A 14,811-nucleotide genomic window follows, 5' to 3' on the forward strand; every position below is an offset into this window, starting at 1 on the left:
TCAAAGCACTTTATTTTTAAAATCAATTTCAACATAGACAGATTGTAGGTTAAGCATGGCTGGCGATAGAAAACGTGGATTTATCCGTCCTGATGAAGACGATGCGATGATCGAACCGCAGCGCTGGGGGTTGCCTGATTATGGTGAGCCGAAAGCAAAGCAAGCCAAGCAAACTGCGTTTAACTACGATCCAGGTTGGGTGCCAAATTTTGACGAACCGGAAGAAGAGCAAGCGCTTGAGCTGACAGAAGAACAGATCGAACTGATCAAGCAAGGCGCTTATCAAGAAGGTCTGTATCAAGGTCAAGAAGCAGGCTTTAAACAAGGTTACGACAAAGGCAAAGAAGAAGGCATTCAAGCAGGTCATGCAGAAGGTCTTGAGCTGGGTAAAGCGGAAGGCGTTACCGCTGGGCAAGAGTACATCCAGCAGCAGGTAGAAACCTTCATGAACTTGGCTAACCAGTTTGCTCAACCTTTAGAGCTGATGAACGCTCAGGTTGAAAAGCAGCTAGTAGACATGGTGCTGTGCCTAGTTAAAGAAGTTGTGCATGTAGAAGTGCAAACCAACCCTCAAATTATTCTCGATACAGTAAAACAATCTGTCGAAGCGCTGCCAATTTCTGGCCATCCAATTACTTTGCACTTGAATCCAGACGATGTGGCGATCATTCGCTCTGCATACGGCGAAGAAGAACTTGATTGTCGTAATTGGACATTGGTTGCAGAGCCAGCATTAAATCGCGGTGATGTACAAATTGCTGCTGGCGAATCGAGCATTAACTACCGCATGGAAGAGCGCGTTAAAAGCGTGCTGAACAGCTTTTGTGGTGCAAACCGCCATCAAGGGGGCGAATAATCCATGCAAGCCTTGGCCGACCGTTTAAAAAACTACAAAGTTGAAGGGTTGACCACGCGTCCAGTTGCTTCAGGCAAGCTTGTGCGTGTTGTTGGCTTAACTTTGGAAGCGACAGGTTGTCGTGCTCCGATTGGCAGCTTGTGTTTGGTCGAAACTATGTCCGGTCATATGGAAGCGGAAGTGGTGGGCTTTTCTGGTGATAACCTTTTCTTAATGCCGAGTGAGCAGATTACGGGTATCTTACCGGGCGCGAAAGTGACACCGTTGACCAGTGAAGCGGGTTTGCCAGTCGGAATGGAACTGCTTGGGCGTGTGATTGATGGTGTGGGCAACCCACTTGATGGTCTTGGTCCTCTTTACACGGAGCATCGAGCTTCGTTCAATGCCGAACCAATAAACCCCCTAGCACGTAAACCTATTTCTGAGCCGCTTGATGTCGGCTTAAAAGCCATTAACGGTTTGTTGACCGTAGGTAAAGGCCAACGTATCGGTCTGTTTGCGGGTTCTGGTGTGGGTAAATCGGTCACCCTTGGCATGATGACGCGAGGCACGACGGCGCAAGTTGTTGTCGTTGGCCTGATTGGTGAACGTGGACGCGAAGTAAAAGAATTCATCGAAGAAATTTTGGGTGAAGATGGACGCCGCCGTTCTGTGGTGGTGGCTGCACCTGCCGATGCTTCGCCTTTGATGCGCTTAAAAGGCTGTCAAACCGCACTGACGATTGCCGAATACTTCCGTGACCAAGGACTAGATGTTCTCCTACTAATGGACTCTCTGACGCGTTTTGCTCAAGCACAGCGTGAGATTGCATTGTCTGTGGGTGAGCCGCCTGCAACCAAAGGTTATCCGCCTTCGGTATTTGCTAAATTGCCTGCCTTGGTGGAACGTGCAGGTAACGGTGGTGATGATCAAGGTTCGATCACCGCATTCTTTACCGTTCTGACCGAAGGTGACGATCTACAAGATCCGATAGCCGATGCGTCACGTGCGATCCTCGATGGTCACATTGTTTTGTCTCGTGAAATGGCGGATGCAGGTCACTACCCAGCCATTGATGTCGAGAAATCGGTGAGTCGTGTTATGCCGCAAATCACCACAGAAGAGCACGTGTTGATGTCGAAAGCGGTGCGTCAGGTGTTGTCGATTTGCCGTAAAAACCAAGATCTGGTGTCGATTGGCGCTTATAAACCGGGGACTGACCCTGCTATCGATGGCGCATTTACCCTCAAGCCAAAACTGGACGAATACTTGCAGCAGCGCATGAAAGAGTCTGTGCCTTATGACATGTGCGTCAACATGTTGAAGAGCATCTTGGGTGGGTAATAACGTATGAATAACGCCATGGAATTCTTACTTGAGCAGGCAAAAGAACGCGAAGACCAAGCCGTATTAGCGCTCAATAAAGCCCGCTCGGAGCTTGAAGATTACTACCGCCAAGTAGAGCAAATTGAAAAGTACCGCTTAGATTACTGTCAGCAGTTGGTAGACCGTGGTATGGCAGGACTCACCGCAAGCCAATATGGCCACTTAAACCGCTTCTTAACCCAGCTTGATGAAACGCTTTCCAAGCAAAAACAGGCAGAAAACCACTTTAAAGAGCAGGTGGTGAACTGCCAAGATTACTGGTTAAACATGCGTAAAGAACGGATGTCTTACGAGTGGATGATTGAAAAGCGCGAGAAAGAAAAGCAAATTGCGGAAGCGAAGCGTGAGCAAAAGCAGATGGATGAGTTTTCTACCTTGCTGTATAGCCGAAAACCGCAACGTTTCTAAGCGTTTCTCATCGTTATATCGCGCAAGTGCTGCTGGTTATATATCTACTGATTCAAGCAAGGTCACTTTGACCGAGTCTTGCTCTATCAACTCAAACACTTTTGGTCGAATCTCGCGAATCCACCATTCATTGTAAGTCTCTGCGTATATCGTTTGTCGCGCTTGTTCACTGTCGAACTCACGCAACCAGACAAAGTAATCGTGCCCATCTTCACCCGTGTGAACATAGGTGTTTAAGACACGCATGCCTTTGGAGCGTTGGTAGGGCAGCAACTTGTCTTTCATCCACGTTAACCATTGCTCTGTTTTGCCAGTCTTAATTTTATATTGGCGAAGTTCTGTGACTTTCAAAGCGATTCCTTATTGATTGAGCAAGGTTTCTGTTTACGCTCCCACTAATGAATAGTCAAATCATGATGATGGTTTACACATCTTTGATGTCGTTTAGGGATATCGCAAAGTTGATCTTTGTTCCACTGATGTTGCCTCACTTAACCGTCAGAAATTCCACACTATGCGTTGGCGTGATTTTTGCAATTTAGCCGTCAGTATCGGGTCTTTTGACCTAAGTTTGCCGCCTATGTGCAATCCGACAGCGAGTTGCTCAACGCTGCCGATGACGAGAGTTTCTATATGAATGTGAATTTATCCAATGTTTCTGCAACCAATAAGACGTCGGTTTCCGATTCTTCAAATAAAGTTGATGCAGAAAACCCTGAAAGCAAAGGTTTTTTTGAAACCTTAGCCGGGGTATTTACTGATTCACAAAAAGCCGAAAAAGCGGTGGCAAAATCTGATGCGCCAGACGTATCGGCAGAAAACACAGATGAGGCGACAAAAGTCGCATCGGCAAACTCAGAAGGTGAGAGCCGAGAAAAAGTCGCTGAAGCTGTGGATGGCGAGAAAGTGGCATCTGCAGAATCAACCGACGAACTACTTGCTCAAGGCGACGGTAAACAAGTTGCGAGCAGCAAAGCAGGTGAGCTTTCAGATAGCGAATCGGCTTCTAGCGGTGTTAAACAAACAAATTCATCACAAGGTGATGCAACCCAGTCAGCAGCAAATGGTGCTTCAAGCCAAGTTGCCCAAGGCGCGATAGCAAACCAAACGCAACCTAATGATGCAGACGTTTCTGAACAGGCGCCTAATGCTCAAGTGAAAAGTGCGATGGGTGAAGGCCAACAATTGTTGGGACGTATTGAGCAAGCAAACCAAACGCTTAAGCCTAATGAGCAATTAGTTGATAGCGGCAAAGCATTGCCACCTGAGGCAGTATCAACACAAAGCGTTGCTCAACAGGAAAAAGGCACCCCACTTACTCCAGAACAACAAGCGATGCTTTCTGCTAAGCAATCCGGTCCACAAAGCGGCGCGGCGCAACCTGTTGGCAGTGACAAAGTAACGTTGGATGCCAATGGCAAACCCGTTGTATTGACGACGGAATCTGCCGCGAACGTACAAGCAGCAAACACAAATCAAGCGGCTCCAGTTGCCGCGCAAATTGATTGGAACTCGCCAAGTACTCAAGCTGTTCACACAGAAGCAACGGTGAATGCGACAACTCAAGCCGCGGTTAACGGTCAAGTTGTGGCTCAAGGTGCTCAGTCGATGGTTGGTGGAGAAGTATTGCAAACGACACTGCCAGTCGAGACTGAGATCTCTGAAGTAAAACGCGTTTCTCTTGATGAGCTGCACATCATTGATACCAAGTTAGCGCAGGGTAAGCCTCTTTCTCAACAAGAACTTGATGTGATTGAAGGGCTAAAAACAGGTGAAATGGTTGCGGATATCCCTGTGCAAGAATTAGCGCAATTCGCGGCTTTGCCAAGCGATGTAAAAGTGGCGATGGCAGAGCATCAAGCTGCTCATAACCAAACTCGTGTTGCGGCGTCTTCAGTGGCGGCTCAACAAGCTCATCAACTAGCCACGCAGGACATGAAGCACGCTGCAGCTCAAGCGAGTGGGCAGGCAGCCGTATACCCAAATGCTGACAAAGCCGCGTTATCTGCAATGCCAGAAGCGCTAGTGGCAGCAAATCTTAACCCAGCGGCGCAGGCTGCTTCTAGTGCAGAGCTGAGCAAGAAAGTGATGAATGCTGGTCTTGCTGCAGGCGCATTGAAAGGTGCTTCAAGTAAGCAAGATAAGCCGGAACCACAACATGGTTTAGCGGGACAAATTCAAGCGGCAGCAGGTCAACAAGGTGTGACAGCTCAGCAACAAGCACGAGTAGATGCTGCGCAACAGGCACAGTTACCGTTGCAACTAACCAAAGAACTGGCCAATGACCAAGTGGCAGAGAAAGTACAAATGATGATGTCGAAGAACTTAAAGAACCTCGATATCCGTCTTGACCCACCTGAACTTGGTCGTATGCAGATCCGCATGACAATGAACAACGACCTTGCCAATGTGTATTTTACGGTGGCAAACCCTCAAGCTCGTGACTTGATTGAACAAACCTTACCTCGCCTGAGAGAGATGTTGGCTCAGCAAGGTATGCAATTAGCGGATTCTTCGGTTCAGCAGCAGAGCAGTGGTCAGCAACAAAGTGGCTACGCCAATGCGGAACAAAACGATCAAGGCTTTCAAGGTCGTGGATTTTCTGGTCAGTCAGATGAAAACTTTGATGCCGACACGAATCTTGATTTGAATGTGGTTTCAAAGCGTGATGGAATTAGTTTTTACGCATAAAATAGCGGCCTAAAAAAGCAGAACAATAAGAGACAGTAATGGCAGAAGAACAGCTACAAGGTGTGGATGCACCAAAAGGAAAAAGTAAGTTACTGATCATCATTATCGCAGTGGTGGTTTTGCTTATCGGTGGTGGTGCGGCAGCTTTCTTTTTAATGGGTTCTGATGAACCTGCGCAAGCAGCACAAACCGAGCAAGCACAAGCGCAAACGGCAGCAGCACCAATTGCGTACGTGAACATTGCACAACCGTTTATTTTTAACGTGACGGGAGACCGCCGCGATAGACTGGTACAAATCAAAGCGCAACTGATGGTGCGTGGCAGCGAGAATGAGCAATTAGCTCGTTACCATTCTCCACTGATAGAGAGTTCACTGCTATCGACATTTGCGTCAGCGACCGTGGAGCAACTTCGTTCTCCAACAGGACGAACTGAACTGCGTGATCGCGCTTCTGATGATATCAAAGCTGCATTGAATGCCGCTGTTGGTAAGCCAGTGATTGAGAAAGTACTGTTTACAGATTTTGTAATTCAATAGGTATAACGTGACCGATCTATTAAGCCAAGACGAGATTGATGCGCTTCTGCATGGGGTTGACGATGTTGATGACGTCGATGAACCCATAGATAACGACACCGAGGGTGCCGTCAGTTTCGATTTCTCGTCTCAAGACAGGATTGTCCGTGGTCGAATGCCGACGCTCGAACTTATCAATGAGCGTTTTGCCCGACACATGCGAATCAGCCTGTTTAACATGTTGCGTAAAACCGCTGAAGTGTCGATCAACGGCGTGCAGATGATGAAGTTTGGTGAATACCAAAATACCCTGTACGTTCCGACAAGTTTGAACATGGTGCGCTTCCGTCCACTTAAAGGTACGGCGCTGATCACCATGGAAGCACGCTTGGTGTTTATTCTGGTAGAGAACTTCTTTGGTGGTGATGGCCGTTTCCACGCCAAAATTGAAGGTCGTGAATTTACCCCAACTGAGCGTCGCATCATCCAGCTTCTGCTGAAAATTGTTTTCGAAGACTACAAAGAAGCGTGGTCGCCAGTAATGGGTGTGGAATTTGAATACCTCGATTCTGAAGTAAACCCAAGCATGGCAAACATCGTCAGCCCGACCGAAGTGATCGTCGTGAGCTCATTCCATATCGAAGTCGATGGCGGTGGTGGTGATTTCCACGTGGTCATGCCTTATTCGATGGTGGAACCAATCCGCGAACTGCTCGATGCGGGTGTTCAATCCGACAAGATGGAAACTGACGTGCGTTGGAGCTCTGCACTGCGTGAAGAGATCATGGATTGCCCAGTCAACTTCCGTGTGAATCTGTTAGAGAAGGACATCTCTCTGCGTGATTTGATGGAGCTGCAACCTGGCGACGTGATCCCGATTGAAATGCCAGAACACGCCACCATGTTCATCGAAGACTTACCAACTTACCGTGTGAAAATGGGTCGCTCCGAAGACAAGATGGCAGTGCAGATCTCTGAAGAGATCGAACGCCCACACGTAGTAAAAACAGATTTAGCGTTCTTGGGTAAAGACATCATGTCTGAACTTGAAAACGACGACGATACAGACGATTAAAACCCTTACTCATTACAATCGCTTCGCTTTGTTCTCTGTTATCGACAACAAAGAATGAAGCCAGAAGTATGGCGTAGTAAGGTTTAACACAGGACAGAAAAATGGAACCAAGTGACGATCAAAAGCTAGCAGACGAATGGGCAGCCGCTCTTGGCGAAGACCCGTCTGCACCTTCAATTGATGTTGATGAAATATTGGCAGCGCCACTGGAAGAGTTAAAAGACACGTCGGCTCCAATTACGGAAGATGAGCGTCGCAAACTCGACACCATCATGGATATTCCAGTGACTATTTCGATGGAAGTTGGGCGCTCACAAATCAGTATCCGTAACCTACTGCAATTGAACCAAGGTTCGGTTGTAGAGCTTGATCGCCTAGCGGGTGAATCGCTCGATGTACTGGTTAACGGTACTTTGATTGCGCACGGCGAAGTCGTTGTCGTCAACGATAAGTTTGGTATTCGTCTAACTGACGTGATCAGCCAAACTGAACGCATCAAAAAGCTGCGTTAATATGAGCAGTTCAATCAAAACGCGATTGAAGCAAATTACAGGAGCACTCGGCTTAATGCTGAGTGCTCCTTATGCATTTGCTGCCGCGCCAACGAGTTTGGATCTTGCGACCACATTAGGTTCTTTAGTGCTGGTTATTGGTGTGATTCTATTTCTGGCTTGGTTGCTAAAGCGCATGCAAGTACCAGCAATGGGTCAACAAAAAGGGCTACGAATTGTTAGCCAGTTACCAGTCGGTACCAAAGAGCGCATTGCGGTTGTGCAAGTCGGGGAAGAACAGTTTTTGGTGGGCATTACCAGCCAATCTATCCAAACCCTAGCCAAGCTTGAAAAGCCATTGAAAGAGGAAGAGTTGGCGACCAGCGCCTTCGCGAGTCAATTTAGCCAACTGATAAAAAAACATGACAAAGGATAATTCAATCCGCCTAATGCTGAGCACTTTTATGCTGCTCGTTGGCGTGCTGTTTTCTTCACTTTCGTTTGCGCAGGCAGAGGAATCGCCATTGCCTTCTAACCTTGCACAAGGTGATAGTGTGACGGTTCAGGCGATGGAAAACGAGTCGGGCTCAAGTCGAAGTATGTCCGTGGGCAATGGTGGAGGGATTCCTGCCTTTACCATGACGACCAATGCCGATGGCAGCGAAGACTACTCGGTTACTCTACAAATTCTTGCGTTGATGACCATGCTTGGCTTCTTGCCAGCCATGGTGATTTTGATGACGTCGTTTACCCGTATCGTGGTGGTTATGTCCATCTTGCGACAGGCAATGGGTCTACAACAAACGCCATCTAACCAAGTCATTATTGGTATCGCGCTATTTTTGACGTTCTTTATCATGTCCCCTGTTTTGAATGAAATTAACGATCAAGCGGTACAACCTTATTTGAACGAGCAAGTGACAGCACGTGAAGCCTTTGATGCGGCGCAAGCACCGATGAAAGCGTTCATGCTTAAACAGACCCGAATTAAAGATTTGGAAACGTTCGTCAATATGTCTGGCGAAGAGGTGACAAACCCAGAAGATGTGTCGATGGCGGTGTTGATTCCTGCTTTCATTACTTCTGAGCTTAAGACCGCTTTCCAAATTGGTTTCATGCTGTTCTTACCATTCTTGATCATCGACCTAGTTGTTGCGTCGGTGTTGATGGCAATGGGTATGATGATGCTATCACCAATGATCGTATCGCTACCATTTAAGCTGATGCTGTTTGTGCTGGTGGATGGGTGGAACCTGATATTGTCGACACTCGCCGGCAGTTTTGCCCTTTAGATTGGCACAGAGAGAAGAGGGTAAGACATGACTCCAGAAATGTTTGTCGAGCTTTTCCGTGATGCACTTTGGATGGTGCTGATCATGGTTTGTGCCATCATTATCCCAAGTTTGCTTATTGGTCTTGTCGTCGCTATTTTCCAAGCGGCAACCTCTATCAACGAACAAACGTTGAGTTTCTTACCGCGTTTGATTGTTACCTTGTTGGCGTTAATGTTGTTCGGCCACTGGATGACCCAAATGTTGATGGAATACTTCTTCGGCCTGATTGAACGTCTACCACAGGTGCTCTACTAGAGGCGCGTATGGAGTATCCGACCCATATCGTCCTCGACTGGATCGCAAACTACTTTTGGCCCTATACCCGTATTTCTGCCATGTTGATGGTGATGACGGTAACCGGGGCTCGTTTTGTCTCACCTCGAATTCGTCTCTACCTCGGTTTAGCGATCACTTTTGCCGTTGCTCCTGCGATTCCTGCTGTACCTCAAGATATTGAGCTGCTCTCTTTCCGTGGTTTTATGACCATTGCTGAGCAAATCATTATTGGTGTAGCGATGGGCATGGTGACCCAGTTTATGATCCAGACCTTTGTACTTTTAGGTCAGATCTTAGGTATGCAATCGAGCTTGGGTTTCGCATCCATGGTCGATCCCGCGAACGGCCAAAACACCCCTTTGCTTGGTCAGCTATTTATGTTCTTGGCGACCATGTTCTTCCTTGCTACCGATGGGCATTTAAAAATGCTGCAATTGGTGGTGTTTAGTTTCAAGACCTTGCCAATTGGGTCTGGCTCGCTCAATGCGGTTGATTTCCGTGAAATGGCGAGCTGGCTTGGCATCATGTTTAAGACGGCATTGAGTATGTCGTTGTCAGGCATTATCGCACTGCTCACGATTAACTTGTCATTCGGTGTAATGACACGTGCCGCACCGCAGCTGAATATCTTCTCACTCGGTTTTGCCTTTGCCTTGATGGTGGGCTTGTTACTTTGTTGGTACATTCTGGCTGGTTTGTACAGTCATTATGAATTGTTCTGGGCAGTGGGTGAGGAGCAGATTTGTAACCTCATTCGCTTGGATTGCTAGGAGGCTGGATTGGCAGAGTCAGACGGTCAGGAACGCACCGAAGAAGCCACGCCCCGACGGTTACAACAAGCTAGAGAAAAGGGGCAGGTTGCTCGGTCTAAAGAGCTCGCATCAGCGTCAGTGCTGATAGTGGGGGCTATCGCCTTAATGTGGTTTGGCGAGTCTTTGGCACGCTCGCTGTTTTCCATCATGAGTCGTTTGTTTGATCTCAAACGCGATGAAATCTTCGATACCGCTAAGTTATTCGACATTGCGTTTGGTGCGATGACGGATCTGCTGTTCCCGCTGTTCCTTATCCTCATCACCTTGTTTGTCGCTGCCATGATTGGAGCAGCAGGGGTGGGGGGCATCAGCTTTTCTGCCGAAGCGGCAATGCCAAAGCTTTCCAAGATGAACCCGCTCAGTGGTCTAAAGCGCATGGTGGGCATGCAAAGTTGGGTTGAGCTGATCAAATCGATTTTAAAAGTTGCGTTGGTAACGGGGATGGCAATCTACCTGATTCAAGCGTCGCAAGCGGATTTGATTCAGTTAAGCATGGATGTGTACCCGCAAAACATCTTCCATGCTTTGGATATCTTGCTCAACTTCATCCTGCTGATCAGTTGTTCTTTGCTCATCGTTGTGGCGATCGATATTCCGTTCCAAATTTGGCAACACGCTGATCAGCTTAAAATGACCAAACAAGAGATCAAAGACGAATACAAAGAGACCGAAGGTAAGCCTGAAGTGAAAGGTCGTATTCGTATGTTGCAACGTGAAGCAGCTCAGCGTCGAATGATGGCCGATGTGCCACAGGCCGACGTTATCATTACCAACCCTGAGCATTTCTCTGTTGCGTTGCGTTATAAGCAGAAAACCGACCGTGCGCCAGTGGTGATCGCCAAAGGTACCGACCATATGGCGATGAAGATCCGAGAAGTAGCGCGCGAACACGACATTACCATCGTACCTGCTCCGCCATTGGCGCGTGCGCTCTACCACACCACAGAGTTGGAGCAGGAAATTCCTGACGGCTTGTTTACCGCCGTAGCGCAAGTTCTGGCGTTCGTTTTCCAACTTAAGCAGTATCGTAAACGTGGCGGTCAACGACCGAAAATTCAGGACTACGACCTACCAATCCCACCTGAACATCGTCACTAATGAAAATAATTGCATGGTGTGATTAGACAAAAATTCACATTAGATCAAAGGATTGTGATTTCTTTGAGCAACTAGTCATTATTTTGGCGTTAATCATGGTACACACATTGCTTAAATCGCGCTAATCAACAACAATACCTAAACTTTTAGGCGAAAGCTGTCGCGTAATACTAGTTACATGTGTGTACTTGCATGCCTCTGTTACGTGATGCTCCAGACCGATTGAGACACCTCGCAGTATGAAGTTAAGCCTGCCATTTGCAGATAAATTACCCAAAATTCCACAGCGTTCCATGCCTGCCATTGGTGCGCCTGTTATGGTATTGGCCACCCTTGCAATGGTGGTGTTACCTATACCTGCATTCCTGCTGGATTTATTCTTCACCTTTAACATCGCCCTCGCTATGGTGGTGTTGTTAGTGACCGTTTACACACGTCGTCCACTCGACTTTGCGGCGTTCCCTACGGTACTGCTTATCGCGACGTTATTACGTTTGGCGCTGAACGTTGCTTCAACCCGTGTGGTACTTCTGTACGGTCATGAAGGGGGCAATGCGGCCGGTAACGTAATCGAAGCCTTTGGTAACGTTGTTATCGGTGGTAACTATGCCGTCGGTCTGGTGGTCTTCCTTATCTTGATGATCATTAACTTCATGGTTGTGACCAAAGGTGCGGGTCGTATTTCTGAGGTAAGTGCTCGCTTCACCTTGGATGCCTTACCAGGTAAACAAATGGCGATCGATGCAGACTTAAACGCTGGTTTGATTGACCAAGACCAAGCGCGTTTACGCCGTTTTGAAGTGACCAAAGAAGCCGACTTCTACGGTTCAATGGACGGTGCGTCTAAATTCGTAAAAGGTGATGCGATTGCGGGTATTTTAATCCTGTTCATCAACATCATCGGTGGTCTATCGATTGGTATGGCGCAATACGGTTTGGGCTTCTCTGAAGCAATGCAAATCTACACCTTGCTGACCATCGGTGACGGCTTGGTGGCACAGATTCCATCGCTATTATTGTCTATCGCGGCTGCGATGATGGTAACGCGTCAAAATACTGATGAAGACATGGGCGAGCAGCTGATTTTCCAGATGTTCGACAACCCGAAAGCCCTGATGATCACCGCCGCGATTCTTGGTGTGATGGGTATCGTTCCGGGTATGCCTCATTTCTCATTCTTGTCATTAGCGGTTATTGCTGGTGGTGCAGCTTACTGGCTCGATAAGAAGCAAAAACAAAAAGCCAAAGAACCCGCCTTACCCGCCAAAGCGGAAGATGGCAGTGAACCAATTTCTCAACGCGAATTGTCGTGGGATGACGTGCAACCCGTCGATATCATTGGTCTAGAAGTAGGCTATCGCTTGATCCCATTGGTGGATCGCGACCAAGGTGGTGAGTTGCTTGAGCGTGTCAAAGGGGTACGTAAAAAGCTATCTCAAGACTTCGGTTTCCTTATTCCTGCGGTTCATATCCGTGACAACCTAGAACTGACGCCGAACAGCTATCGCATCACCTTAATGGGCGTTGCCGTTGGTGAGGCCGAGATTCGTCCTGATCAAGAACTGGCGATTAACCCAGGTCAGGTTTACGGCATGATTGAAGGCGAGCCAACCATGGACCCTGCATTCGGTCTAGAAGCGGTTTGGATTCGTGAAGAGCAGCGTGAACACGCCCAAGCATTAGGCTACACCGTAGTGGACTCATCCACGGTACTCGCTACCCATTTGAGCCAACTGCTTACCAATAACGCGTCACAACTGATTGGTCATGAAGAAGTACAGAACCTATTGGAAATGCTCGGTCGAAGCGCGCCTAAATTGGTAGAGAACTTTGTTCCTGATCAGTTGCAACTTGGCGTGGTCGTGAAAGTGCTGCAGAACCTGCTTAACGAAGCGATCCCAATTCGCGATATTCGAACCATCGTGCAAACCTTGGCGGAGTACTCGAGTAAGAGTCAAGAACCTGACATTTTGACTGCCGCAGTTCGTATCAGTTTGAAACGTCTAATTGTTCAGGAAATCAATGGTATAGAGCCTGAATTACCAGTGATAACACTGATTCCTGAGCTGGAACAAATCTTGCATCAAACCATGCAGGCCTCAGGCGGCGAATCCGCTGGTATTGAACCGGGATTAGCTGAGCGACTTCAGTCCTCTCTGAGCCAAGCGACACAAGAGCAAGAACTGAAAGGCGAGCCTGCGGTTCTGCTGACATCTGGCGTATTGCGTTCCACATTAGCGAAGTTCGTTAAGAACACAATACCGAACCTCCGCGTACTGTCTTACCAAGAAATACCGGACGAAAAGCAGATCAGAATTGTGCAAGCCGTGGGCAACTAAGCCTGCGCATCATTAATGGATTTATAGTTTGAAAATTAAACGATTTTTTGCCAAAGACATGCGAACAGCGCTGCTCCAAGTGAAAGAAGAGCTTGGTGCAGAAGCGGTGATCATGTCGAATAAGAAAGTGGCAGGCGGTGTAGAGATCGTAGCGGCAATCGACGGCGAGTCCAATGCAGCTCCGACTTCACAGGCGCACTCTCTTCCTAACCGTGGCGCAGCTCAACCAAATCGTTATAGCGAACAACGTCAATTGCCGTCATCTGCAGCAGAGCGTTATCAAGATCGCCGTTTGGATGAAGACAGAATTAGCCTAAACGCGAACAATGAAAAATCAGGCTCAATGACGCAACGTTTCGCGAACATGCTCAAGCAATACAGCAATGGTGCTGCTGAGTCAGATGACCATGTGGCAGAGAACGAAGATTCTTTGTCGGCACTACTGCAGCGCCAAAACAAGCATCGTGAAAGCTATAACCAAGAAAAGCCAGCGCCATATCAACCCGATTCGCCACTGGCGAAGTTGATTGCACAAGACAACCGATTTGAGCGCCCAACACCTAAGTTGGATCCAACACGCTATGACCGTCGTCGTCCGTCGGATGAGCGAGAAGAATCTAGTAGTGAACTAGAGAACATGCGCGAAGAGATGACATCGATTCGTCGCTTGTTGGAGCACCAAGTTTCCGGTTTGATGTGGCAAGAGGTTGAACGCCGTGAACCATTGCGCGCGATGCTGATTAAGCGTCTAGAGCGAATGGGCGTTTCGCCGGAGTTGGCAGATCAAATGGCTTGCTACATTCCAGAAGACACTAAGCCGGCGCGAGCGTGGAAGGCACTGCTTTCTCTCGTGGCGGATCAAATCAGCATTCCAAAACAAGACATCTTGAAGCGTGGTGGTGTGGTTGCACTGCTTGGCCCGACAGGTGTTGGTAAAACCACCACGGTTGCAAAGCTTGCAGCGCGTGCGGCAATGGAGTTTGGTGCCGACAATGTCGCCCTTGTGACAACAGATACATATCGCATAGGTGCACATGAGCAGCTCTCAATTTACGGAAGAATTATGGGTTGTCCTGTAAGAGTTGCTAAAGATTCTAACGAGTTAGCCGATGTTATATATCAGCTAAGAAACAGAAGACTGATTTTGGTCGATACGGCAGGGATGGGGCAGCGAGACGTAAGACTCTCTGAGCAGCTCGATACCCTGATGCAAGAGAGCGGAGAAGTGATTCACAGCTACCTTGTTTTGCCAGCTACCGCACAACGTCGTGTTCTACAAGAAACACTGGATCATTTCCGACGCATTCCGCTGTCGGGCTGTATTTTGACTAAGCTTGATGAATCATTAAGTCTTGGCGAATTCATCAGCGTGGTGATTCAGAACGCGATGCCAGTGGCTTATATTGCCAATGGTCAACGCGTACCAGAAGACATTGTGATAGCACAACCAAAATACATGATTGCGAAAGCAAATGAACTGTTAGAGAAGTCGACAGAGAACGAACCTCACTTTTGGAACAGTGACAGCGAAGGACTCTAGGGCGGCGG

The 14,811-nt window shown here is 48.0% G+C and carries 15 protein-coding genes; 14 read left to right on the plus strand and 1 reads right to left on the minus strand.

The features are described 5' to 3' along the window. Positions 1-55 precede the first annotated feature (55 nt). From fliH to fliJ, 3 genes are read left to right on the plus strand one after another with little or no spacing between them, the layout of a single operon-like run. The gene (gene fliH / locus QTO06_RS00065; protein WP_039842490.1) at positions 56-856 is read left to right on the plus strand and encodes a flagellar assembly protein FliH; all 801 of its coding nucleotides are present in this window, start codon (positions 56-58) and stop codon (positions 854-856) included. Positions 857-859: 3 nt separating this feature from the next. After that, positions 860-2,179, plus strand: a complete 1,320-nt coding sequence (fliI, locus tag QTO06_RS00070; protein WP_199436685.1) for a flagellar protein export ATPase FliI — start codon at positions 860-862, stop codon at positions 2,177-2,179. A 6-nt stretch (positions 2,180-2,185) separates the two neighbouring features. Further along, on the plus strand, positions 2,186-2,629 hold the full coding sequence (gene fliJ, locus QTO06_RS00075) for a flagellar export protein FliJ (protein WP_038896140.1): 444 nt from the start codon (positions 2,186-2,188) through the stop codon (positions 2,627-2,629). A 36-nt stretch (positions 2,630-2,665) separates the two neighbouring features. Here the strand turns inward: fliJ and QTO06_RS00080 are convergent, their stop codons facing one another. Continuing rightward, positions 2,666-2,980, minus strand: coding sequence for an NIPSNAP family protein (locus QTO06_RS00080; protein WP_331406461.1), 315 nt, complete (start codon positions 2,978-2,980; stop codon positions 2,666-2,668). Positions 2,981-3,262: 282 nt separating this feature from the next. Here QTO06_RS00080 and QTO06_RS00085 point away from each other — a divergent pair, with 282 nt between their 5' ends. The 11 genes from QTO06_RS00085 to flhF all read left to right on the plus strand — a co-directional run bounded on the left by QTO06_RS00085 (position 3,263) and on the right by flhF (position 14,803). Further along, positions 3,263-5,320, plus strand: a complete 2,058-nt coding sequence (locus QTO06_RS00085) for a flagellar hook-length control protein FliK (RefSeq protein ID WP_331406462.1) — start codon at positions 3,263-3,265, stop codon at positions 5,318-5,320. Between the two features lie 38 nt (positions 5,321-5,358). Beyond that, positions 5,359-5,859 (plus strand): flagellar basal body-associated protein FliL, encoded by a 501-nt coding sequence (fliL, locus tag QTO06_RS00090; RefSeq protein ID WP_331406463.1) that lies wholly within the window; start codon positions 5,359-5,361, stop codon positions 5,857-5,859. A 7-nt stretch (positions 5,860-5,866) separates the two neighbouring features. Next, positions 5,867-6,913 (plus strand): flagellar motor switch protein FliM, encoded by a 1,047-nt coding sequence (gene fliM, locus QTO06_RS00095; protein WP_005438695.1) that lies wholly within the window; start codon positions 5,867-5,869, stop codon positions 6,911-6,913. 101 nt (positions 6,914-7,014) lie between these two features. After that, entirely contained in the window at positions 7,015-7,425 is a 411-nt protein-coding gene (fliN, locus tag QTO06_RS00100) for a flagellar motor switch protein FliN (RefSeq protein WP_005438697.1), read from the plus strand. Between the two features lies 1 nt (position 7,426). Then, entirely contained in the window at positions 7,427-7,840 is a 414-nt protein-coding gene (gene fliO / locus QTO06_RS00105) for a flagellar biosynthetic protein FliO (protein WP_005438699.1), read from the plus strand. Continuing rightward, a complete protein-coding gene (gene fliP, locus QTO06_RS00110; RefSeq protein WP_032802991.1) occupies positions 7,827-8,696 on the plus strand; it encodes a flagellar type III secretion system pore protein FliP in 870 nt (289 codons plus the stop codon). The genes fliO and fliP overlap by 14 nt, the downstream gene beginning before the upstream one ends. A gap of 27 nt (positions 8,697-8,723) precedes the next feature. Continuing rightward, positions 8,724-8,993, plus strand: coding sequence for a flagellar biosynthesis protein FliQ (gene fliQ / locus QTO06_RS00115; protein ID WP_005433008.1), 270 nt, complete (start codon positions 8,724-8,726; stop codon positions 8,991-8,993). An 8-nt stretch (positions 8,994-9,001) separates the two neighbouring features. Beyond that, a complete protein-coding gene (gene fliR, locus QTO06_RS00120) occupies positions 9,002-9,784 on the plus strand; it encodes a flagellar biosynthetic protein FliR (RefSeq protein WP_005438703.1) in 783 nt (260 codons plus the stop codon). A 9-nt stretch (positions 9,785-9,793) separates the two neighbouring features. After that, the gene (flhB, locus tag QTO06_RS00125) at positions 9,794-10,924 is read left to right on the plus strand and encodes a flagellar biosynthesis protein FlhB (RefSeq protein ID WP_038896138.1); all 1,131 of its coding nucleotides are present in this window, start codon (positions 9,794-9,796) and stop codon (positions 10,922-10,924) included. A 239-nt stretch (positions 10,925-11,163) separates the two neighbouring features. Continuing rightward, on the plus strand, positions 11,164-13,263 hold the full coding sequence (gene flhA / locus QTO06_RS00130) for a flagellar biosynthesis protein FlhA (RefSeq protein WP_005438706.1): 2,100 nt from the start codon (positions 11,164-11,166) through the stop codon (positions 13,261-13,263). Positions 13,264-13,291: 28 nt separating this feature from the next. Next, entirely contained in the window at positions 13,292-14,803 is a 1,512-nt protein-coding gene (gene flhF / locus QTO06_RS00135) for a flagellar biosynthesis protein FlhF (RefSeq protein ID WP_009707369.1), read from the plus strand. The last annotated feature ends 8 nt before the right edge of the window (positions 14,804-14,811 follow it).

Origin of the sequence: Vibrio sp. M260121 (assembly GCF_036533715.1) — a bacterium.
Taxonomy (GTDB): Bacteria; Pseudomonadota; Gammaproteobacteria; order Enterobacterales; family Vibrionaceae; genus Vibrio.